The organism is Nonomuraea solani, assembly GCF_900108335.1.
In the GTDB taxonomy this organism is placed as follows: Bacteria; Actinomycetota; Actinomycetes; order Streptosporangiales; family Streptosporangiaceae; genus Nonomuraea; species Nonomuraea solani.
Window position 1 is genome coordinate 482158 of record NZ_FNVT01000006.1, and the last position, 22192, is coordinate 504349.

Annotated in this window: 14 protein-coding genes and 2 pseudogenes; 6 read left to right on the forward strand and 10 right to left on the reverse strand. The window is 68.0% G+C overall.

Annotated elements, in window-relative coordinates; all coding sequences use genetic code 11:
• Window positions 1-15 precede the first annotated feature (15 nt).
• The 7 genes from C4V41_RS25045 to C4V41_RS60825 form a co-directional block, all read right to left on the reverse strand.
• Complete coding sequence (locus C4V41_RS25045; protein WP_103958341.1) at window positions 16-1923, reverse strand: TOMM precursor leader peptide-binding protein; 1908 nt, start codon at window positions 1921-1923, stop codon at window positions 16-18.
• Entirely contained in the window at window positions 1916-3580 is a 1665-nt protein-coding gene (locus C4V41_RS25050) for a hypothetical protein (protein WP_146103773.1), read from the reverse strand. Before C4V41_RS25050 ends, C4V41_RS25045 begins: the two co-directional genes overlap by 8 nt.
• The gene (locus C4V41_RS25055; RefSeq protein ID WP_103958343.1) at window positions 3577-4902 is read right to left on the reverse strand and encodes a SagB/ThcOx family dehydrogenase; all 1326 of its coding nucleotides are present in this window, start codon (window positions 4900-4902) and stop codon (window positions 3577-3579) included. Before C4V41_RS25055 ends, C4V41_RS25050 begins: the two co-directional genes overlap by 4 nt.
• On the reverse strand, window positions 4899-5735 hold the full coding sequence (locus C4V41_RS25060) for a lantibiotic dehydratase C-terminal domain-containing protein (RefSeq protein ID WP_160150384.1): 837 nt from the start codon (window positions 5733-5735) through the stop codon (window positions 4899-4901). Before C4V41_RS25060 ends, C4V41_RS25055 begins: the two co-directional genes overlap by 4 nt.
• Window positions 5736-5754: 19 nt before the next feature.
• Entirely contained in the window at window positions 5755-8268 is a 2514-nt protein-coding gene (locus tag C4V41_RS25065) for a lantibiotic dehydratase (protein WP_103958345.1), read from the reverse strand.
• A 63-nt stretch (window positions 8269-8331) separates the two neighbouring features.
• Complete coding sequence (locus C4V41_RS25070) at window positions 8332-8556, reverse strand: GE37468 family thiazolyl peptide (RefSeq protein WP_103958346.1); 225 nt, start codon at window positions 8554-8556, stop codon at window positions 8332-8334.
• A gap of 93 nt (window positions 8557-8649) precedes the next feature.
• On the reverse strand, window positions 8650-9672 hold the full coding sequence (locus C4V41_RS60825) for a hypothetical protein (RefSeq protein WP_146103774.1): 1023 nt from the start codon (window positions 9670-9672) through the stop codon (window positions 8650-8652).
• A 1197-nt stretch (window positions 9673-10869) separates the two neighbouring features.
• Here C4V41_RS60825 and C4V41_RS63140 point away from each other — a divergent pair.
• Window positions 10870-11169 carry an integrase core domain-containing protein gene (locus C4V41_RS63140; RefSeq protein ID WP_200824206.1) on the forward strand — a complete coding sequence of 100 codons (300 nt, stop codon included), beginning with the start codon at window positions 10870-10872 and terminating at the stop codon, window positions 11167-11169.
• Between the two features lie 228 nt (window positions 11170-11397).
• Here C4V41_RS63140 and C4V41_RS60830 read toward each other — a convergent pair whose 3' ends face one another.
• On the reverse strand, window positions 11398-11793 hold the full coding sequence (locus tag C4V41_RS60830; RefSeq protein WP_146103775.1) for a hypothetical protein: 396 nt from the start codon (window positions 11791-11793) through the stop codon (window positions 11398-11400).
• A gap of 1306 nt (window positions 11794-13099) precedes the next feature.
• On the opposite strand from C4V41_RS60830, the gene C4V41_RS63145 reads away from it, so the two are divergent.
• The 5 genes and pseudogenes from C4V41_RS63145 to C4V41_RS25110 all read left to right on the forward strand — a co-directional run.
• Entirely contained in the window at window positions 13100-13651 is a 552-nt protein-coding gene (locus C4V41_RS63145) for a hypothetical protein (RefSeq protein WP_200824207.1), read from the forward strand.
• 235 nt (window positions 13652-13886) lie between these two features.
• Window positions 13887-16457 carry an ATP-binding protein gene (locus C4V41_RS25090; RefSeq protein WP_103958348.1) on the forward strand — a complete coding sequence of 857 codons (2571 nt, stop codon included), beginning with the start codon at window positions 13887-13889 and terminating at the stop codon, window positions 16455-16457.
• Between the two features lie 1505 nt (window positions 16458-17962).
• Window positions 17963-18055: pseudogene (locus tag C4V41_RS64345) on the forward strand (LuxR C-terminal-related transcriptional regulator); the annotation flags it as partial.
• 138 nt (window positions 18056-18193) lie between these two features.
• Window positions 18194-20002: an RICIN domain-containing protein gene (locus C4V41_RS25100; RefSeq protein ID WP_160150385.1), complete on the forward strand. Its 1809-nt coding sequence runs from the start codon at window positions 18194-18196 to the stop codon at window positions 20000-20002.
• A gap of 430 nt (window positions 20003-20432) precedes the next feature.
• A pseudogene (locus C4V41_RS25110) lies at window positions 20433-20897 on the forward strand (transposase); the annotation flags it as partial.
• 39 nt (window positions 20898-20936) lie between these two features.
• Here the strand turns inward: C4V41_RS25110 and C4V41_RS63150 are convergent.
• Both C4V41_RS63150 and C4V41_RS66160 read right to left on the reverse strand, forming a co-directional pair.
• Window positions 20937-21152 carry a hypothetical protein gene (locus tag C4V41_RS63150; protein ID WP_200824208.1) on the reverse strand — a complete coding sequence of 72 codons (216 nt, stop codon included), beginning with the start codon at window positions 21150-21152 and terminating at the stop codon, window positions 20937-20939.
• A 60-nt stretch (window positions 21153-21212) separates the two neighbouring features.
• Window positions 21213-21704: a transposase gene (locus tag C4V41_RS66160; RefSeq protein WP_407670041.1), complete on the reverse strand. Its 492-nt coding sequence runs from the start codon at window positions 21702-21704 to the stop codon at window positions 21213-21215.
• Window positions 21705-22192: the final 488 nt, after the last annotated feature.

Here is a 22192-nt window from a genome sequence, read left to right on the forward strand (position 1 = left end):
GTACGGCGGTGGCCGTCATAGGAAGGGGTGGGGGTCGGAGGTGAGCTCTTCCGGCGCCAGGTCCCGGTCGCGATGACCTAGCAGCCGCGGCACGGTCAGGAGCCGGGGGAGATCGTCGAGACGGCGGTGGTCGTGCCCGAAGGTCATCGACAGGGTGCCGGGAATCAGCACCTTCACACAGGCGAACCCGCCCGCCCGGTGCTCGGAGCCGGTCTGGTCGATCACGATCACGTCGAGCCCGGTGTCCAGATAGCGCTTGACCATCTCGGTGAGCACGCCCGTCAGATCCGTACCGGTGACGGCTCCCAGGTCGGCCGGCCTGCGACGGCCGGGCGCCCCGGTGAGGAAGTCGAGCCGCCGCGCGGCGTCCGGATGCGCGTACAGCAGGGAGTGGTCCTCCATCTCCTTGACGAGCCCGGGGTCGGCCAGCATCTGCCGCGCCCGTTCACGGTGCTCCGCGTACTTCTCGCCCACGGGAGCGATGCTCGAGGCGACCTCGGAGAGGGCGTTGGCCATGGCGCGTTCCGGGTCGGGGCTGGACCCGGCCGCGGAGATCGTCGCCGCCCGGCCGTCGTCGCGCGGGTTGACGGCGATGGCCCACACGCAGGGGATCCGCTGCTCCACGCTGATGTCGTGGAAGAACACGTCGTACCCGGTCTCCGCCTCCACGGACGCGAGCTGCCACTGCAGCCGGCGATCGGACACCCCGGCCGTCTCGATGCGCGGCGCGGGTATCCTGCAGTACCAGGTCAGCAGGAAGGCGTCGCGCTCGGCGACCTCCAGGACGCCGTGGAGGACGGCCTCTTCGAGGGAGCCGCCGAGGGCGCAGCCATTGGAGATCTCGTAGACCAGCTCGTGCCCGTTCTGGTAGTAGGCGCAGGACTGCGGCACCAGGATCGGCTCCTTCCGCGCGAAGGAGTAGCCCCACACCCAGGTGTAGGTCTCATTCACGTCGAACGGCCGGTACAGGAAGCCGGGCAGGCGGTACCGTTCCGGCGGGTAGAGGCCCAAGGTCCGCGGATCGAGCGCGTGCCCGGCGACCTCGGCGAAGCTCGCGCGCACCGCCGGCCTGCGCGCGCCCTGGGCGCCACCGTACCTCTCGAGTCCTTCCAGCACGGCGATGCGCCTGCTGGCGGTGCGCGTCTCGGCGCGCCCGTAGCCCATGACCTCGCCGCCGCCGCGCCCGCCCACTCTGGCCGACGCGACGGCCAGGACACCTGCCGTCCATTCCGAGATCGAGCCGATCAGCCCGCATTCCTGGTCCACGTACAGCTCTTCCAGGTCCTCGGTGACCTCTCGCGTACGGAAGCTCCCTGCGCGCTGCATCTGCCGGGGTTCCAGGACCAGGTCCGCCAGCTGGGCGGTGTCCTGCGGCGCGTCACCGCAGGTGTCGCAGAGCGCGTCCGGCAGGAACGGATGAACGCCGACGTCCAGGCGCTCCAGATTCACCGTCATCAGGGCCCTGCGCATCCGGGAAGCGTCCCCTTCCGACAGCAGGGCCGCGACGATTTCGGCCACCTGCGTGGCGGCGAGCGGGGTGAGCCAGGACGACGGGCGTCCGCGCAGGACCCGGCCGTGCCTGCGCCAGATGGCGCGGTGCCCCTCCTGGTCGGCACGGACGAGGCGCCGTCGCCGCTCGGCGCAGGACACGCAGCCCGCCTCACCCGGGATCTCCAGGGGGCCGATCACCACCTGGCCGAGCTCCGCGCGGACGCGTAGCCACGGCACCGCGAGCTTGGTGGAGGCCGCTCGGGCCTCCGCCGTGCGAGCGGTATTCCAGCTGTCGTCGGCCGCGATCAGCAGGTGCGGGCCGCCGGGCACCTGCGCCGCCGTGTCATGGCGGCCGACCTGCCAGTCGGCCGCCAGCCGACCGGCGATGGCGTCGTGCATCAGCCCGTGCCCTATCAGCGCCACCTCACGCATCAGCCACCACCATCCGGGTCAGATAGGGCATGATCGCGGCCACTTCCTGATCATGATCAAGGGGCACGGCCAGCGCCACCCGGCCGCCGGCGCGTAGCCGCGAGGCCGCCGTCGCGAGGTCTCCTGCCGGGGCCGGAGTCCGCCGCCATGGGCCGCGCAACCGGGCGGGCAGCGGTTCCGCCTGGCCGTACCGGGGGGATTGCAGGTGCACGAGCGTGGACCTCAGTCCTTCTCCCAGCGCCTCGGCCGGGTCCAGATCGGCGAAGTAGCCGATCGTGACCTCACCGGCGCAGTACGCGAAAGCCGGGATGCCCAGCGGGCCGGTGAGGTCGTACACGTCGGGCAGTTCGTCGAGGCGGGAGAGCACCTCGCGGCATCTGCGCCCTTCCTGGCGCAGGTCGACGGCGGTGAGGTCGATCCGCGGAAAAGGCGCGGAGCGCGCGGCGAGACCGGCGATGATCATCTGCAGGCACTGGCCGGCCAGTCCCTTGCCGAGGGCGTGCACCCAGCTATCCCCGGTCGCGAGCCCGGCGCCTCCGCTCCCGAACACATCGGCGGCCGGTACCAGTCGCGCCCTGTCCGGGCGGTCGATCTCGTGCGCCCAGACGTCGGATCCGACCAGCCTCCGCGGATCCACCGTGCGCGCTCCGTAGGCGGCCAGCGCGCGGCAGGCGGCGTCGCGGTGCGCCGCCTCGTGGCCGAATCCGGCGCCGATCACCGCCTCCCCGTCCGGCGATACGGCCCGGCACAGGTTCACCAGCACCTGGGGCGCGTCTGCCTCGGCAAACCTGACAACGCCCAGGCGCTCGTCGACGCACGGGGCGATCCTGCGCAGGAATGACTCCTGGTCGAGACGTTCGCCGGCCAGGAGATCACGCACGCGCCGGAGGAACTCCTCGCGGGAACGCGGGGACGCCGGGCGTGCCAAGGGGTGGGGCAGGCAAGAGTGGCGCGTGCGCCGCCACGTCCCCTGCTCGATCCTGACCAGGAGGCCGCGTTCGGCGGGCGGGACGGCGCCGGTCAGCTCCCGGTAGGCGGCCTGGACCAGGCTCGCCGCCGCTCCCGGCGGCGCGGTTCCGCCCTGCTCAGCCGTGACGCCCATCCGGCGCCTCGCGTCGTCCCATCCCGGCGCCGCGGGCGGCAGCAGCCAGGTGGCCTCGCCCGTGACGACCATCAGGGCGAGGGGGATCGCGCGCTCCGCGCAAGCGCGCTCCAGCGGCAGGGCGGACGGCCCGTCGCCCGCGTAGAACACCAGGTCGGTGCCCGCGGGGAGATCGGTCACCGCGGCGGAGGAGAGGTCCAGCACCGTGATGTCACGCAATCCGGACGCCGAAGCCGCCCTGACCAGTTGTCCCAGCATCGGCTCGACGCCCGCCACCACCGCGGCGCGGCCGGCGTAGCTGTCATCCCGGTCCTCTTCGAGGGCGTCGCAGGTCCGCAGGAGCTCGACGACTCGCCTCACCGCCTTCTCCCGGCCGGGCGGCATCCCGGCGGTCAGTTCCCCGATCGTGTACCTGCCGTCGAGGAACGGCGTGAGCCGGTCGACCCAGCCCGCGATCGCGGCCCCGTCGATCCGCGCCAGCCCTCGATGCGTGAGTACGCGCAGGCCGTCGCCGGCCGGGGCCAGGTAGACGTCGTCACGCATCCGCAGCCTCATCGCGCCGCTCCCCGCGGGAGGGATCCGAGCGCGAACTCGCCCACCGAGCCCTCGTCCATCTCGTCCAGGCCGGTGGCCGCCGCGAAGGCGGTGGAGTCGCCGCCGCCGAGCGCGCAGGGCGCCAGCTGCATGGCGGTCGCCACCAGGTACATCGTCTGGAAGAGGACGCCGACGTTCTTCATGATCAGTGAGTACGCCATGGACTGGTAGTTCCACATGACGCGTCCGAACCGTGCCGCGATCACCAGGAGCACCTGCGGCTCCTCGTGCCCCGTCGCTGCCGCGGCGGTGCGCAGGAGCCGCCGCACCTCGGGGGTGGCCCCGCAGATCCTCTCCAGGCGGTGGCGCTGCGGATCGTAGTGATGCAGCCCCTGCTCCAGCCCGTGGACCTGCCGGATCACCGGGTAGATCTCCAGTTCGTACAGGGCCCCGCCACTGGGATAGGGCCGGCGCACGTAGTCGGCGCCGTCGGTGCGGGGGACGTTCCGGTTGCGCGAGCAGCGGTAGAGGAACTCCCCGAGTTCCGCCGCGGTCATCGGATTCGACGCATCGTAGCGGTACAGCGAGCGCCGTTGCTCCAGCACGGTGGTCAGCCCGGGGTCGCCGGCGCGTACGCGGCTCAGATCGGGTCGGGCGAGCTCGACGACCTCGCCGTCGAACGGCTCACGGAGCGCCGCGTGCGGGACCGGCCTCCCGGCGGCCCAGTCGCCCTTGCCGTACGGGACTCCGGGCAACGGCCTGCGGCTGCGTCGGTGGAACCACAGCTCGTGGGGTCGCCAAGTCGGCGACCGGTCGTCCTCGTCGCCGGCCCGGGCGACCGCCAGTCCACCGGCCCACAGGTCGCGGCGGAACCGGCGCAAGGCCGGGACGTCGTCGTCGGCCGGCCGCGGCAGCCCGAGCCAGGCCAGGGCGCGCGAGTCGTGCAGCCGCACGCGGCACCATGAGCGCGGGGACTCCAGGACCATGGCGCTCCCGTCCCTGCGGGCCACCGCGTACCGCGACAGCACCAGGTCCTCGGGCATCTCACCCGCGATCGGGTGCTGCGGTCCTTCCGGCTCCACGGTGTAGACGTCCGTTCCCGACCAGGTCACGGTCGCCTGGAGCCACCCCTCGCGCCGCAGCAGGCTCAGGTCCTGCTCCACCAGTTCCTGCGCCGGGACCGGCTCCCTGGCCAGCCGGTGCAGCAGCGCCTGCTGCGCCGTGCTCAGCCGACCCAGCGCCGTGCTGTACGGCCCGCTGAGCAGGTAGTAACAGCGGTCAGGTGTGACGCCACCCGAGACACCCGGCCGGATCCGGACGCGTTCCTCGATCTGCGATGTCATGCCGATATCTCTTCCTCACCAAGGTCCAGCACGGTCCGCGCGGCCAGGGCGGCGGCGTACTGCTCGGTGAGCAGATCGACCCCCAGCCGGTTGGCCGCGAGGTGCGCGCACGTCGTCATCACCGCCGGCTGCCGCCGGGGCTCCAACTCCTTCTGCAGGCCCGCCATGGTCTGCGCCCAGCTCGCCAGGCCGTCGCCCGGCGGCAACCGATCCGTCCGCTCGACCAGCGCCCGCATGCGCCGCCCCAAGGGGAGCAGGACGTCGCGTTGCCGCGCGAAAAGATCGGCGTGATCCCCCCGCGGCAACGCACCGGCCCCCAGCCGCAGCAAGACGATGAGGTACATCGCCACGACGGCGGTCACCCGCTGCTCGGGCGTGACCCCTGCCGTGAGCATGGACAGGACGATCCTGCTGGAATCCACAAAGTGCTTCTCCACCGCCCCCATCGAGACCCGCCCGTAGCGCCGGTTCTCCCTGCGGTAGGGAATGAACGACACGGAGTTGTTCTGCGCCAGTTCGCGGGTGAAGCCCGCCATCCCTTCCCCGCGTGCCAGCAGAGCGGCCCTTGTCTCGTACTCCTCCTGGCGCACGGCGACGGCGGAGGGGCAGGCGCGGAAGAAGGCGCGGCTCCTGGCCTCGATGACGCGCCGTACCCGGTCGTGCTCCGCCGGCTCGGCTCTCACGCGCAGGCGTACGTGCGGACCGGCCTCCCAGTAGCGCAGGAAGAAGACGTCCGGGCGGTCGCCCCCGTCCGCCAGCTCCGCCACGATCGCGGGAATCAGCCGGACGATCAGGGGATCCTGGTCGCCGTGGTAGAAGAGATGCGCGCTCACCCACTCGTGGTGGCCCACGTCAATCGCCCCACGCCGCGACATCGATCACCATCTCCATGACGTGCTCACCGCCGTGGTTCTCGGGTGCCCGCATCGGATCGGGCAGTGCCTCCTCGAAGAGGACCACCTCGTTCGGCTGTCGCAGCAACTCGTTGAAGGCGTGGAGGAGAAAGGGGTTGGCGAAATCCAGGTAGAGCGGCTTGTTCTCGTAGGAACGCCCGCTGGCCAAGCCTCTGACGAAGCACGTCTCGGGGATGCCCGCTTCCAGCCGCCACGCGGTCAGCCGGAGGAGGTATTCGGCCATCGGCTCGTTCGCGCGCCGCGCCGGGATGTTCGCCCGCGTCATGTGACGGCTCGCCCGGCGCACCACCACGCGCCCCACCCGCGCCCGCGGGATCACCGTCACCTCGGGCCCGGACCTGCGCTGTCCACGCGGCGCGATGTCCATGACGGGCTCGGTCGACTCCTCGCCGAATGCCCGAACGAGCAGGTGCGCCGCGCGCGGCAGGGTCCAGGGGGCGCTGTTGCCGAGATGCAGCGGCCGGACCAGCCGGTCGAGCCTTCCCGACCGCAACCGCAGGAGTTCGCGGGTGGGATCCCGCTCCACCCACAGGTCGTGCAGATCGATCCGATCGGTCCCCGGCCGGACGTCGCCGTGCCACGGATAGGTGATCTCGTACGGCGCGCACGGCTCCCTGACGTTCAACGAGGTGCCCAGAGACCCGCCGAGAGCGGCGAACACCGGATAGTCGCCGGGCGGTTGCGCCCACGGCTCCGTGCGGGCGCCGGTCAGGTGGTCCAGGCGGCTGTGGACCCTGCCGTACCCGGTGAAGATGTTGTTGATCACGAACGTGGGGCCTGACTCGTCCGCCAGCGGCTGCCCGTACACCCCCACCGCGTGCAGGTCGTCCAGCCAGCGCGGGTATCCGGCCACCGCGAGGGTCAGCTCACCGGGCTCGATCGCGACGACCCCGTCAGGTCCGGCCGCGCGCCACAGCAGGCCGGCCGCGTCCTGGCGCAGCGCGCGCAGTTCATGGATGCGCTCGAACACGCTCGCCCGCCTGCCTCCTGACGCATGCCACAGCCGGCCGATCTCCTTGCCTGCCGGGGAACCGCCGGCGATCTCCTTCACGAGCTCGTGATAGAAGGACAGGAAAGGAGTCGGTGGTCGCTGCCCCCACCAGGCGTTGAGCGCGATCTTCAAGCCCTGGCCGAAGCTGAACAGCGCCAGCCACCGGCGGATGACCTGCAGGTCGGCCAGCACCGGCTGCCACGCGAGACGCCCGCACTCGGCCAGGGGCTCTCCGGCTACGGCCGTGTCGAAGGTCTGGCTCGTGATCGGCTGCCCCAGGTGGCCGGACAGGCTCCCCATCGCCTGGCCCACCGCATCCAGCCGCCGCCGATGCAGTTCGACGTCCTCGACCGGTACGGCCGCCCGCACGGCCTCGTCGACGGCCAGGAGCAGCGCGCCCTCCTGCGCGAACTCCGCGCCGAGCGAGCGCAACCAGCGCCCCGCCTCGCCTGGTGTGGTGATCTGCCCGGACGGCTGCGGCATGAGTTGCAGCAGTCCGATCTCGACGAGATGGTCGAGGAAGGCCGCGACCCGGGCGGGCTGGGCGTTTCCCGCCGCCTCCAGCTTGCCTGCCAGCTCACCCAAGGTGATCGCGGCGTCGGGGATCAGTTGCAGGCAGGCGCTGATCGCCGGGGTGGCATCGATCGTGACCATCGCCTCCGCCGGAGGAGGACCCAGGAAGCGCAGCCGGTCGCCGGAGCCGACCACGCTGGGGTTGACCCGGATGATCATGGCGCGCCGCAGCCGTCCACTCGTGACCAGTGCCGCGTGCAGTTCCGACCGCGCGACATGGCCGAGGTCGAGGACGCCCGCCGTGCCGCGCAGACCTGCGGCGCACTGGCGGACCGCCACGTCGTCGTCCGTCCACGTACCGCGTCCCGTCACCATGAACGTGCTGAAGGGGCTGGTCTTCGCCGCGGCCCGGACCAGGTACTTGACCAGGGCGGGCGCCAGCCGCCGGGTACCCCGGCCCGGGTCGGCCAGCCACTTGTCCAGATCCGCCGACAGATCGGGGCTCGCCTGGAGGAGCGCCCGCCGGAAGACCGGGGCGGAAACGAGGTCACGCAACCGGCTCTCCAGGGCCGCCGTCTCCGATCCGACACGTTCGTCCAGGTCGCGTCCACCATCACGCCACTCGTCGCAGGCGGCCACCCAGCGTTCCACCCGGTCCGCGAGGTCACGGCCGAGCAGTTCCCGCGTCGCCGGGCTCCACTCGCGGGCGGTCGGCCTGCGCCCCTGATAGACGGCCCGCCGCAGGCCGACGAGCAGCGGCCTCGCGGGGTGCGCCGCCGCACGTGCGATCACTGGGTACAGCTCATCGCTCAGCGTCGCGCCCTCGGCCCGCACCCATCGCCGCAGCGAGAGCCGGTCACGCACGGCCAGTCCCACCTCGTGGAAACGCAGTTCCCGCAGGACGGTGGCCGGCAGGCCGGCCAACCGGATCAATGGAGCAGCGGACATCCTTCACCTCACCCAATGAAACGCGGGCCGTCCTGCGCGCAGGACGGCCCGCGGTGCTGTCCGCTACTCCTCGTCTATGTCGTCATCGGGGTCGGCGTGCGGCTTGTCGATGCTGCCGCAGCCGCAGACGCAGCCGCTGACTCCGTGGCAGTTGGTGAACGGCCCGTTCACGATGTCGTAGCCGCGGCCGAGCGTGAGTGTCTGCACCTCCAGCCCGCTGACGGTGAGGTCGAACACGTCCATCGGAAGATCGTGAACATCGAAGTCGAGGGTGGAAACGGGTGGCATCGATACCCCTTTTTCGCCTAGCTGGAATGCGTGTCCATGCGCTGCCGACGCTAACAATGGTGGGTATATCGGAGGTATATCGGTGGTGCGCCGCTAGACCCGGTTTCCGCACATGTGGCCCGGCCGCTCGGCGACGATCGCCTTCCCGGGCTCGCGGCGCCCCAGCGCGCGCACCTTGGCTCGAGCTGCCTGATAGGCAGGATCCTCGTAGGGCGGGCTGCCAAGGCTTGCGGTAGCGTCCGCCGCGATAGTCATCTCGTGGACCGGTGGAGGACCTGACAAACTCGCTGCGGCAACTACACAGGCCCGCTCACCGGGACTCGAGGCCCCGACTCGTCGACGAACAACCTCGGCCGCGACCTCGGCGCAGGCCCCACACGGCTGGCCGGTGTCGAGCCGGTGCTGGTCTTCACACCGAAGGTCAGGGTAGTGGTAGCCGCGGCGGACGATGGTGATGGCCACCGAAGTGACATCGGCAATGTCCTCGCGCCATTGCCAGGGCTCCCAGCGCCGGCGGATCCGCTCGGCCAGCTCCACCGGCGTGCGGTTGGCGAGTTCAGCAGCGATCACGGTCAGTACACGCCGTCGGCCGGACGCTGGGATGGCCTGGGCCAGAGACGCCGGCAGGGCATGGCGGTAGACCTCAGCCGCCTGACGCGTCGTCGCCGGATGGCGAGCTGTCAGCGGCGCAGCCCGTATCGGGGAAACTTGTCTTCCTGGCGCCAGCGGCTGGGCGTCTACCACCTGTACGTCGCCTGCGGCGGGAGGTCGAGATGCGTCCAGCTGTGACGTCTTATGATCATGTGCCTTCTGTGGACTGCCCATGCCACCGAGGTGGCCGACAGGGGTCTCCAGCGGCTGGCCGGCCGCACACCGGCCGGCCAGTATCAGCGCGTACAACCGCCACGCGGCCGGGGATATGCGCTGATCGGAATCGCTGGAGGCCGACAGCAGAGCCAGCGTCCAGGCCGGTACCTGCACGAACGGATCGCCGGTCTCGCGGGGCAGCCGCAGCGCCGCGTGCCGGACAGCCCGTTTCGCCCCCAGCGGGCTGAAGCGGGCCAGCCACGGCCCGCCCAAGTCGTCGGCCAGCAGTTGGCGGCGCGCGCCATCCAAGGTCTCTCGTTCACGCCCAGCGCGTCGGCCACCCAGCAGCGCCGCGCGTACGCCGGAGCCCGGCCACCACCCAGAGCACGGGGCATCAGCGTCTCGTACATCGCCCACGCGGCCACCGCCAGGGCGCCGTGTGAAGGCGAGCGCAACAGCGAGCGAGGGCCTTGCACGTGTCCCCGTGGAAACGATTTGGAGGCGGGCGCGACCCAACTGCCCGGCGTGCCGGTCGAAACCTCTTCCTGACAAGCCGCGCCGCCGCCCGTTCCCGTCACTTGGCCCCACCTGCGCAGGACGGCGAGATCATTCCGCGAGCAGCGGCACTTGCGGGCCGCGACTGTGCGGGTGCCGAGTATTCATCCCTGCAGGTCATGGAGGTGATGCGTTCTCTCCCGCTCCCGTCGCGCGCGCCGCGCACGGCATGATGGTCGATCGTGTTATTGCGCTTGGCCTACCTCACGGTGACGACCACCTTCTCGTTCCTGGGGCTGCTCCCCCGAACCGACCGGGACAAAGAGATCGAAATCCTGGTGTTACGCACCAGTTGATGGTGCTGCAGCGGCAGGTGACCAAGCCCGCGTTCACGCCGACTGATCGGTTCTTCCTCTCTGGGCTGCTTCACCGCCTGCCCACGGAGAGACTCCGGCACCTTGTGTTGCTGGTCCGCCCGGACACCGTCCTGCGCTGGCACCGCGATCTGCTGAGGCGCCGTCACGCCGCGGCCGGCGCGCCTCGCGGGCGTGGACGTCCGCGTACCATCCGGTCCATCCGCTTGCTGGTGTTGCAGCTGGCTCGGGGAGAACGCCTCGTGGGGCTACCGGCGCATTCGCGGTGAGCTGGCCGCGCTCGGTATCAAGGTCGCCGCCTCCACCGTGTGGGAGATCCTCAAAGCACACGGCATCGACCCGGCTCCCGAACGGACCGCCACCACCTGGGCCACCTTCCTGCGCAGCCAGGCAGATGCATTGCTGGCGTGCGACTTCTTCGAAGTCCGTACCCTCACCGGCGCCCACCTGTACGTTCTGGCGGTCATCGAGCACGCCACCCGCCGCATTCGCGTCCTCGGCGTCACCGCCCACCCCACCGGCCAGTGGGTCACCCAACTCGGCCGCAACCTCGCCATGGACCTGCAAGATGTAGGTAGCTCGGCCAAGTTCCTCCTCCGAGACCGGGACGCCAAGTTCGCCGGCGACCTTCGACGCGGTGCTGACCGATGCCGGAATACGCATCGTCAAGAGCGGTGTCCGGATACCGCGAATGAACTCCATCATGGAGCGCTGGATCCAGACCTGCCGGCGCGAACTCCTGGACCGGACGTTGATCTGGAACCAGCACCACCTTCTGCACGCGCTGCGCGAGTTCGAAACCTTCTACAACGAACACCGGCCGCATCGGGCTCTCCGCCAGGCAGCCCCGCTCCGACCGCTTCCCATTCCCAACACCCCCCAGCCCAGATCACAGCGCTCGACATCCATCGACGTGATCGACTTGGAGGCATCCTGAAGGAGTATCGGCATGCGGCTTGACCTGACCGGATGATTAATCGGCACCCGCAGCGACGACTCGCTTTCTGTTCGCCCGGCTGCGCGAGGTCGAGGACCAGCCCCAGCACGAGCGGAAGGGATTACGCGCTCTTGTTCTCGAGCCCATCGCCATCACCCAGGGCGCAACTCACCAACAGCGGCCATGCGGCAGTAGGGCGTCCGGGTCAGTTGTTGAGCGCGCACCCATTCACCAGCGAACCGCCACCCTTGTTGCTTCCTGCGGAGGCTTGAATGCCCCGAACGCACCGTTCCCCCTCGGTATGTTATGACAGACGAACGACCTAGGTGGATCGGAGGGCCGATACTTGCCGGAGCAGACGAAACCCCGACCATCGATTTCCACATGCATATCGTGCTCTACTGTGATGCTGCCCGTCGTCTCGACGTCGAGCGAGATCGTACCGCCCGGGAAGTTTGAGAAGTCAACAACACACGACCGGCTGCCCGTGACCGGGCCGCCGCCGCTGCAGACCTTCTCGAAGGCCGCTGCCTGCGCGGGCAGAGCGTTCAGCCCCATGACAGCCGTCATAGAGAGTCCCAGAGCAGTTAAAGCTATACGGCTCCCGCGAACGATCGCGAACATGGCTCCTCCTGGTAGTGATATTTCAGCTGAAACAGATCGTCCCGATTAGAGGGGCAATCTGCTTGCTTCGACGCCTCACACTCTCATCGAGCGAGCGGACCATCACAGGGCGGCGACCTGACATTAAGAGGTCATAACGGAGGGCACAGGTGTTGCGGGTCATTCGCGGGTGAGCGGGCGGTTGAGGAAGAGGGCCTGTGAGTGCTGAAACTCGGCTGTTGCGGGGCTGCCTGGGTTTGCCGTTCCCATTCGGGCGGGCACGATCGCTGCTCAGGGCGCTGCGATTGCGATCCTCGGCATCGAGATCGCGCCGTCCGCGAGATCCTCAATCAGGAAAGCATCGATCGTGTCCCGCTCGGAAATCCGGTTTCGTACTGTTAGCTGGGATTTTGCTGTGCGCTCGGAACGGCTGCTGCGACCATCCCAAGGTGTTGTTATCGCTTGCCTACAGTTGATGAGGGGCGTGTTCGACCTGCTGACGGTACTGGTCCGCGCTGACCTGTCCAAGGACGTTGAGCTGTAGGTGCTCCGTCATGAGAACCAGGTGCTCCGCCGTCAGCTCGGCGACCGACCGCAGCGGGGTCACGCCGACCGGCTCTGGCCGGCGGTGTTATCGCGGCTGGTCCACCACCGCCAGTGGCGGAGATGTTCCCAGCCATCCCGGCGACGATCCTGCGTTGGCACCGTAGCCTCGTGGCGCGTAAGTGGACCTTCACGAACAGGAGGCGCCCGGGACTGCCAGGCACCCGCCCGCCGGTCAAGGCACTGATTACTCGGATGGCGCGGGAGAACCCGACCGGGGGACATCGGAGAATCCAAGGCGAATTGGCTCGCCTGGGCCACCCGATCGCGGCCTCCACGGTGTGGGAGATCCTGTACGCCGCCGGCATCGATCCGGCACCGCGCCGGGACGGGCCGACTTGGCGGCAGTTCCTGACCGCCCAAGCCCACGCGATCATCGCCTGTGATCTCCTGGTGGTCGAAACGCTGCTGCCCAAAGCGCTGTATCTGCTGATCTTCATCGAGCACGGCACCCAGAGACTGCACCTGGCCGGAGTAACCACACACCCGACCAGATCTTGGACCCTGCGGCAAGCCCACAACCTGGCCATAAACATAGGTGCCCGCATCGCCGGGCCGCGGCTCCTGATCCACGATCGAGAACGCTCTTCACCTCCGCCTTCCGGAAGGTCTTCAAAGCCGAAGGGCTGCGGACAGTCACAACGCTCCCGCGGACGCCGAGGACGAACGCCATCTGCGAGCGCGTCATCGGCACCTGCGCCGCGAACTCCTGGGCCGGATCCTGATGCTTGATGAACGCCATCTGACACTCGTCCTCCATGCGCATCTGATCCATTACAACGGGCACAGGCCGCACCAATTGCGTACCAGCGTCCTCCCGAACGTCACAACGCAGAGCGCCCGGCACCTGACCGAACTCAACGATCTGCGACCCATCCGCCGAAAACCCGGCGTCACCGGCATGATCGGCGAATACCAACACGCCGCTTTACCGCAGCTCAGACCACATAACTCATTATTCGAGCAGCACAGGATCGGTAAGGCCGTACACCTCGAGCAGGACGGCGGCGTCCCCATAGCAGCCCTGCGTCGCTTCGCCGGCGTCACCGAACTCCTGGCCTGCCTTCAGTCCGCCACGGCGAAACGCCAGGTTGGCCCCTTACAGCTTCGATCAGTCCGGCTGCAGTCACATGGCCAGAGTGGTCTTGCCTGTGTAGGAGTTGCCAGCAATGATCAAGCGGCAGCCTGGGAGGGCACGAAACCTCCGGCCAGAGCGCCCAGGTCCTCGGCGGTGCCGCCAAAGACCAGTTCTCTGGTGATGATCACGCATAGGTGAACCATCAGCGCGCACTTGCTGGTCGACTGCCCGGCGACCGGGATCAGCTGCGGATCACCCCGTGCGGATGCGGGCCTCATCCTTCCATTGCTGGTACATCGGGTCCGTCAGGCCGCCGCCTGCTGAGCCACGACAAGGCCCACGGCTTGGGTCTTGGGCTTTCGCCGCGACTGGTCCGGTTCGACTGGCATAGTCTCAATTCCTGGTTCAGGAGGGTGACCGCGGGAGGTAGCTCATGTCATCGGGAGCGCATGAAGGTGCCGAGACCGGCGCTCCGATCAGGGGGTCGGCGCTGGGCGCGTTGATACGAGCCTGGCGTGAGCGTGCATTGCTGACCCAAGAGCAGCTGGCGGCAAAGGCTGAGCTCAACGTCCGTACCGTTCGCCGGTTGGAGGCGGGCGATCTGGGCCGGCCGCGCAACACGTCGATGAGACAGTTGGCGAACGCTCTGGGCCTGGATGCCGGAGAGGTGTCGGTCCTGGCGCGCGCTGCAAATGAAACCCCGCAAGGTCCTCACCTGACTCGAGTGACACCGCAGCAACTGCCGACCGATGTGGCGGCGTTCGTCGGCCGGTCACGGGAACTTGCCATGCTCGGCGGCATCAGCGATGCGGCAACGGTCGCGATCACCGCCATCGATGGCATGGCGGGGGTCGGCAAGACCGCCCTGGCCGTTCACGCCGCGCACCAGCTCGCCCACCTCTTCCCCGACGGGGATCTGTTCATCGACCTGCACGGTTACACACACGGCATGGCTCCGGCGGACCCAGCCGACACGATCGCCCGCGTCCTGGATGTGCTGGGCGTTCCCGGAGAGTCGATTCCGCAGCGTCTCAATGATCGAGCCGCGCTGTACCGCAGTGTGCTGTCCGGCAGGAAGATGCTGATCGTGCTGGACAACGCCGCCGATGAAGACCAGGTCCGGCCGCTGTTGCCCGGCAGGGAAGGCTGTCTGGTCCTGATCACGAGCCGCCGCCGGCTGGTCGGCCTGGACGGCATCCGTACGGTGTCGGTGGACGTCTTGCCGCTCCCGGACGCGATCGCGTTGTTCACCGCAACCGCGGAGAAGCAGCGTGTCGAGGGTGTGCCAGAGGATACGCTGGCTGAAGTGGTGCGGCGGTGCGGGCTACTGCCGCTGGCGATTCGGCTGGCCGCTGCCCGGCTGAGAGCTCATCCCACCTGGAGCGTGACGCATCTGCTCGAGCGGCTGGAGGAGCATCGCCGTCGGCTGAGTGAGTTGCACGCCGGGCAGCGCAGCGTTACCGCCGCGCTCGAGCTCTCCTATCGGGAGCTCTCCCATGACGTACGACACGCGTATCGGCTGCTGGGACTGCACCCTGGGATGGACATCGCATCCGATGCCGCCGCCTCCCTGTTCGCCAGCACCGTCGCGCAGGCCGACGAGCTTCTGGAGCAGTTGCTCGATGTTCACCTCCTGCAAGAGACGGCCCCCGGTCGATACCGATTCCATGATCTGATTCGGGCTCACGCCGCCGACACGGTCGCCGCGGAGGAGTCCGAGATCGACCGGCGCACGGTACTGCTCCGATTACTTGACCACTACTGTGGTGCCGCCTCGGCGACAATGGATCGCTTCTACCCTTACGAAGCCGACATGCGGCCGAGCCTTCCCTCCAGCACGGCGTCCATGCCCGATGCGGCGGGTGCCAGCGCGTGGCTGGAAGCGGAACTGGCCAACCTGCTCGCTCTCACTCAACTTGCCGCCAAGCACGGCTTTCACCGCCAGGTTCTGCACCTGTCGGCCACCTTGCATCGGTGTTTGCGCACCCGCGGCAGGTACACCGAAGCCAAGACCCTCCATCTGCAAGCGCTGTCCGCCGCCCATGCAACCGGGGATCGTACGGGCGAGATGAAGGCGCTCATCGCGCTGGGTGAGATCCGTCGCATGCAAGCCCAGTACCAATTGGGCATCGACGAAACCACCCGGGCCTTGGAGATCGCCCAGGCCACCGGTCACCGATCCGGCAAGCTGCGGGCACTGAACGGCCTCGGCATGCTCCTCGCGGTCCAAGGACAGCACATCCGTGCCACTGAGTACCTCACGCAGGCGCTGGACATCGCCCGAGCGATCGGCCACCGTACCGGTGAACTGGACACACTGGTCGCGCTCGGCAACGTTCACCGGTTGATGGGACGGCATAAGCAGGGCGCTGAGTACCTTAAGCAGGCGGTGAGCATCGCCCAAACGATCGGTCACCCCACCAGCGAACTGCGGGCGCTAATCGGCCTAGGGCAGCTCCACCTCGGGTGGAGGGACAACAAGCCAGCCACGCGATGCTTCACCCGGGCGCTGACCCTGGCGCGCGAAACAGGCGACCAGCTCGGCGAACTCCACAGCCTCAGCAGCCTCGGCGACCTGCACCGTGTTCAAGGGCAGTACGAGCAAGCCCGCGAGAGCTACCAGCAGGCCCTTGACCTCGCACGAGAGATCGGCAACAGCAACTGGCAATTCGAGGCCGTTCACGCTCTGGGCCGACTGAATCATGACTCGGGGCACGCGGATCAGGCGCTCGACTGCCACCGCCAGGCGCTCGTCCTGGCGGAACTCTCCGACGCCAGTGACCAGGCTCGTGCCCAAGATGGCATCGCCTATGCCTATGCCGCACTCGGCCAGCACGACCAGGCCCACCACCACTGGTCCCAAGCTCTAACTATCCTGACCTCACTCGGCACCGACCTGACCGAGGAAAGAGGAGTCGACGTCCAGAGCATCCGCTCCCACCTCGCCAAGCTCGCTTCGGTGAAACCTGGTCAGCTACCTCAGACGAATCCAGTTCCTGATTGACCTTGGGAAAAATGCCTGAAGGGTGTCAATACTCGTTCACGGTCGTGAGCTGCGGGTTTCTCTCGGCTCCCTGACCGGAGCAGTGGCCTGGATCGGGCATGCTCGAAGCTCGTGACTCTCCGTTTCTTCTATATGATTTTCTACCGCATAATGGGCTAGCTGACGCTGCTGCTCCGTAGCGACGCCTCCAAGAACATGGAGATCCTCATCCTGCGGCACGAGGTCTGCACCTGCCGATAATCACATTCGTCCAGGTCATGACCATATGAGGGTTTCGCGTGGCGACGCGAAATTCAGCCATCCAGGAGACGGACCAAGCGCGGCGCGATAATCGGCCGTGCTCCTTCGCCTGGCCTACCTCACCGTCACGAACGCCTTCGCCTCACTGTGGTTACCGCCCATGGGAGATCGGGAGAAGGACGTGGAGATCCCCGTCCTGCGTCACCAGATCACCGTCCTTGAACGCCAACTCAGCGCCGACACCCGAGTGAGATTCGCACCCGAGGACCGAGCCTTCCTGGCCGCGCTCCTGACCTCACTGCCCCGGGAGGTCCTGCGCCGGCTGCGGCTGCTCATCCAACCGGACACCGTCCTGCGCCGGCATCGCGATCTGATGAGACGGCGTCATGCCCGTACCTTGTGGGTGCCGAATATTGTGTCTCCTCATGCGACCTGGGCGTATTCATGTGGGAGGTGTGGGGCTCGAATACTCGACTCACGTGGTGACCTGCAGCTATTGACAGACGCGCGGATCTTGAGCGTCGCCGTCAAGGCGATCGCTCAAAACGGCTTGTGCAGTCGCTCAATTCGATTGAGCGACTGCACAACATCGCTTGAGCGTCCACTTAAGAGCTGATCTTTGTTTATCAAAGACTTGCAGGTGAGACCGTCGAACGAGATTTTCGGCACTCGCAGGTTCCATCCCGGGCCGACACCAACGATCGGCCGTCACGGAACCGTCTATCTCATTCCGCCCGCCGGTGTTCCTGCGCATCTGTACCAGGAGCGCCCCAGTGCCCGTCAGCTTCGTGAGGAGCCGGCACACAGCGGCTACCACGACTCCGTGCCGCCGCGGCCTGCGCGCCCGTAACGCGGTGACCGTCGGATTCGGCTTGACCATCGCCATCCAGGTGGGCGTCGATACCCCCTGTCCGACGCGGCCATCCATGCGGCGGGTTGATCACCACGGGCGTGCTCGCCCGATCACTGCGAGTGCCGAAAATTCCGTCCGACGGTCTCACCTGCAGGTCCTTGGCGAGGAAAGATCATCTCTTAAGCGATCGCTCAAGCAATGTTGTGCGGTCGCTCAATCGAGTTGAGCGACCGCACAAGTCGTTTTGAGCGCTCGCTTAGACAGTGGCGCTCAAGATCCGTCCGCTTGCCAGAAGCCGCAGGTCACCATGCGAGTCGAGTATTCGAGCCCCACACCTCGCAATGGTCGCAGGCACCGTCCTGATCACGTAGCAAAACCCCAGTTCACAGTACGAAACCGTATTTCCGAGCGGGACACCGTCAAGACGCACGTGTCGCGCATCCTCACCAAGCTCGACCTGCGTGACCGGGTGCAGGCCGTGGCCTACGCCTACCGCAACGGCCTGGCGATCCGAGCATTCCTAATTGACCCTATTGGTCAGCATGTCTTACCGGGTACGTTGATCATCGAATTTCGACCAGACCGGTTTGTGCATGATCGGGAGGCTCCACAGGTGTTAGCAAGACGAACAGCGCTCATTGCCGTGACAGCGCTCATGATGGTCACGGGAACGAGCGGGTTCACCCCCTCCCCCGTCGAAGCGGCTCCGGCCGATCCGTGCGCGGGCATGGCGGCCGAAGTGACCTGCGACAACGATGTGTTCCCCGGTGCGCGGCTCGGCGAGCGTACCGGGCCGCGCGCCGAAGAGCTCACCAAGAGCCAGGCGACCGCGGCGGCCCAGGCGGCGCCGGCCGGGATCCCCTGCGTGGGAGACGGGGTGAGCGGCAAGCGGGTCGAGGTGCTCTACGTCCGCGAACCGGCCATGCCCGACCGTTACGACCTGCTCTCTCCCATGTTCCAGGCCTGGCTGGCCAACGCCGACGACGTCTACAACGACGCCGCCGCGCAGAGCGGCAAGAGCCGGCACATCCGCTACGCCACCGAGGCGGTCAGCGGGGGCGGCTGCCGCATCGCCGTACGCCGCGTCGAGGTGCCCGCGGGGTCCCTGGCCACGTTCGCGGACGGCATCACCGCGGTCAAGGCCCTCGGGTACAACAAGGCCGACCGCAGGTATCTGATGCTCTCCGAGGCGACCGTCGTCTGCGGCGTGGGCCAGCGGTACGTGGACGACCGGCCCGGCGCCGAGAACTACAACAACACCGCGCTCGCCTACGCCCGAGTGGACGCGACGGCCAACTGCTTCGGCCCCAACGCCATCGCCCACGAGCTCGGCCACATGCTGGGCGCCGTACAGACGAGCGCGCCGCACACCGACAACAGCGGGCACTGCACCGACCAGTTCAGCATGATGTGCTACGGCGGCACCCCGACCTTCAACTGCCTGGAGTGGAACGACCGCCGGCTGCCCGACTGCAACCGCGACGACTACTTCAACCTGGCCCCCGCGGCGGGCAGCTATCTGGCGACCCACTGGAACACCGCGAACAACGACTTCCTCGTCAAGGGCGACACCGTGGACGCCCTCGCCCACCCCACGGTCGGCTCCACCTATGTGGTCACCAATGTGTCCACCGGCGGGGCACTTGAGCCGATCGACGGCTCCAACGCCAGGCTGACCAGGCTGAGCCAGCGCCCGCCGAATGGCGCGCGGAGCCAGAAGTGGCTGATGAGCTACCGGACGGGCCTCCAGCTCGCCAACGCCGGCAGCGGCCTGTGCGCCGACAGCGCCTACAGCGGCACCACCCCCGGCACCCAGGCCCTGCAGTACACCTGCAACGGCCAGGACGGCATGCGCTGGGCCTATCTTCCGCAGCCGGACGGCAGCTACGCGATCATCAACTGGCTGTCAGGGCTGGCGCTGACCGCCGCTGGCGCCCACCCGGCGCCGCTGGAGCAGCGCCCCTTCACCGGCACGGCCGACCAGCTCTGGAAGTTCACGCGGAGCACCGAACCGGGTCCGCAGGCAGGTCAGACCTACTACCTGGCGGGTGTGAAGAGCCGCGACAACGCCGAAGTGCTCGACGCCGCCACGACAGCGGGGGCGTCGGTCGTCCACAAGGCGCATTCGGGCGCCAAGAACCAGCAGTGGACGTTGCGCAAGTCCACCATCTCCGACTACTGGCATGTGATCAACGCCAACAGCGGCATGTGCCTGAACCTGAAGGCGGCGAACACCACCGCCGGCACCCAGGTCGTCCAGTCGGCCTGCGGCGGTTTCACCGCCGCCACGCTCACGTGGCGGCTGCGCCGCGCGGCCGACGGAACGTACGCCCTGGTCAACCGGCACAGCAACAAGGTGCTCAACATGACCACCGCCGCGCTGTCCGTCCTCGACCAGCAGACCCTCGACGGCAACAACGACAACCACTTCTGGTCGCTCGTGCCCGTCTAGACCGTGAGCGGCGGGCGCATGCGCCCGCCGCTCTTTCACGCCGCCTGGAAGCGCGGCAGGGGGTATCACTCCTGAAGTGACAACCTCAGGGGGGTATCCCTGTAGGGGCTCTGGCACGAATCCGGTGGTGACGGTGAGTGGTGTAAGGCAAGATGATCACGGTGTGACTCTGATCTTCTGGAGATCGTTTTTCCTCGCCGGGCTGGGGCGGTGCTGGTCGACCGGGTGGCGGTTGAGGGTCAGGTCGTTCGGGTGACGGCGCAGGTCCGTCCCGAGCCTGTGGCTTGCCCGGTGTGCGGGTGCCCGTCCAGCCGTGTGCATGGCCGGCACTGGCGTCGCTTGCATGATCGACCTGTAGGTGAACGGGCGGTGGTGCTGGATCTCCATCTCCGGCGGTTGGCCTGCGCTGAGGCGGCGTGTCCACGGCGGACTCGGCTACCCCGGCAGCGCGAACCTGCTGGTCCGCTACCTGAACCAAGGACGTGCCGACCCCGACCGCACGCCGCCTCCGCCACGGCGCCTCACCTCCTGGATCATGACAAGGCCCAGCGACCTGCCCGACCACATTCGACGGCACCTGGACGACCTCGTCGCCTCCTGCCCGCACCTGACCGCCCTCGCCACGCGGGTCCGCGAATTCGCCGACATCCTCACCGAGCGACACGGCCACAACCTGCCCGCCTGGATCCAACAGGTTCGCACCGACGACCTCCCCACCCTCCACAGCTACACCAACGGCCTGGAAAAGGACATCGATGCCGTCATCGCCGGGCTCACCCTGCCCTACAGCAATGGCCCCATGGAAGGCGTCAACACCAAGACGAAGTTGATCAAGAGGACTATGTATGGCCGCGCTGGATTCCCGCTGCTCAGACAGATGATCCTACTCTCCTAACTCACCGTCACCACCGGATTCGTGCCAGAGCCCTACGGGTTACAAGCTCACATCAATCGACGTGATCGACTTGGAGGCATCCTGAAGGAATATCGGCATGCGGCTTGACCTGGCCGGATGATTAATCGGCACCCGCAGGTCACCGACGTCCATCGCCAGGTTGCAGGCCTGCTGCACCGTCCATGCCCCGGTCGGGTGGGCGGTGCCTCCGGCCAGGTGCAGTCTCCGGGTGCCGTGCTCGATGAGAACCTGCACATACAGTAAAGCCCCTATGCCAACCTCATCCGGAAGGGACAAGACGCTGTTGGCGATCTTCTATGTGGGGGCGATGAGGGCCTGGCACAGGGTGTGGAAGCGGCTGGCCCGGCGGCGGGTCCGGGGGGTGGCGCTCAGCCAGTCACCCAGGCGGGCCACATTGCAGGCCATGGCGGTGAGCACGTGCTGAAGGTGGGTCTTGGCCAACCCTCGGTAGCGGGTGCGACGTAGCCCGCGAACCCGGACATTCTCAGAGATGGTCGATTCGCACCCGGCGCGGATGGCGTAGCGGGCCTGCCATGCTGGATCTGCCTGGTCGGCGCGGTTTCGGGCCTGGATCTCGTGCAGCGGGCGGGGCAGCAGCGCCAGTGCGCGGGGCCGGTCGGGCGATGCCGTGCACGAGGTACGGACCGGGCAGGCCCGGCAGGTGGCGGTGTCGAAGCGGACCTGGATGTAGTCGTGTCCTTTGATCCGTAGCGGTCCCCAACTGCGGCTGGGCGAGCCGCGCGGGCAGATGGCACCTGATGCTCCCAGTCGATGACGAAGGCGGATTTGTCGAACCCGCTCCCGGCCTTGGCCTGCGCGCTGGGGTCGGGCGCGATCGGGCCCAGCAAGGCGATGTCATGGACCTGGTCGGCGCGCTGGATGCGTGCGGGTGACAGGTAGGCCGCGTCCACCACGTGCTCGGCCGGGGCCAGCCGGGAGGTGGCCAGGTCATCGTGGATGTGCTCGGTGAGCTGCCCATCTTGGACCGGGGCGATGGTGGTGGCCACGTGCACCACAAGATGTGGCAGGTCATCATCGCAGGTCTCGGTCAGATGGACCCGGTAGCCGCTCCACTCGGTGCCGCGTTTGACGCACCAGTGCGCATCGACATCGTAGGGAGAATCGAAACGCAGCGAAGCCGGCGGTAGCGTACTGCCTTCCCGCCAGCGCAGTGCGCCGTGCTCGTCGGTGCAGTAATGGTGCAGCCACACCTGGCGCAAGATCTCCACCTGCGGCAGGCCGCGCAGCCGGGGTGGAGCGTCATCGGCCCACAC

Coding starts and splice junctions, on each gene's coding strand:
- C4V41_RS25090 (WP_103958348.1), top strand. CDS start 13,887: ATGTCATCGGGAGCGCATGAAGGTGCCGAGACCGGCGCTCCGATCAGG.
- C4V41_RS25065 (WP_103958345.1), bottom strand. CDS start 8,268: ATGTCCGCTGCTCCATTGATCCGGTTGGCCGGCCTGCCGGCCACCGTC.
- C4V41_RS25055 (WP_103958343.1), bottom strand. CDS start 4,902: ATGACATCGCAGATCGAGGAACGCGTCCGGATCCGGCCGGGTGTCTCG.
- C4V41_RS63145 (WP_200824207.1), top strand. CDS start 13,100: ATGCTTGATGAACGCCATCTGACACTCGTCCTCCATGCGCATCTGATC.
- C4V41_RS60830 (WP_146103775.1), bottom strand. CDS start 11,793: ATGTTCGCGATCGTTCGCGGGAGCCGTATAGCTTTAACTGCTCTGGGA.
- C4V41_RS25070 (WP_103958346.1), bottom strand. CDS start 8,556: ATGCCACCCGTTTCCACCCTCGACTTCGATGTTCACGATCTTCCGATG.
- C4V41_RS25045 (WP_103958341.1), bottom strand. CDS start 1,923: ATGCGTGAGGTGGCGCTGATAGGGCACGGGCTGATGCACGACGCCATC.
- C4V41_RS25050 (WP_146103773.1), bottom strand. CDS start 3,580: ATGAGGCTGCGGATGCGTGACGACGTCTACCTGGCCCCGGCCGGCGAC.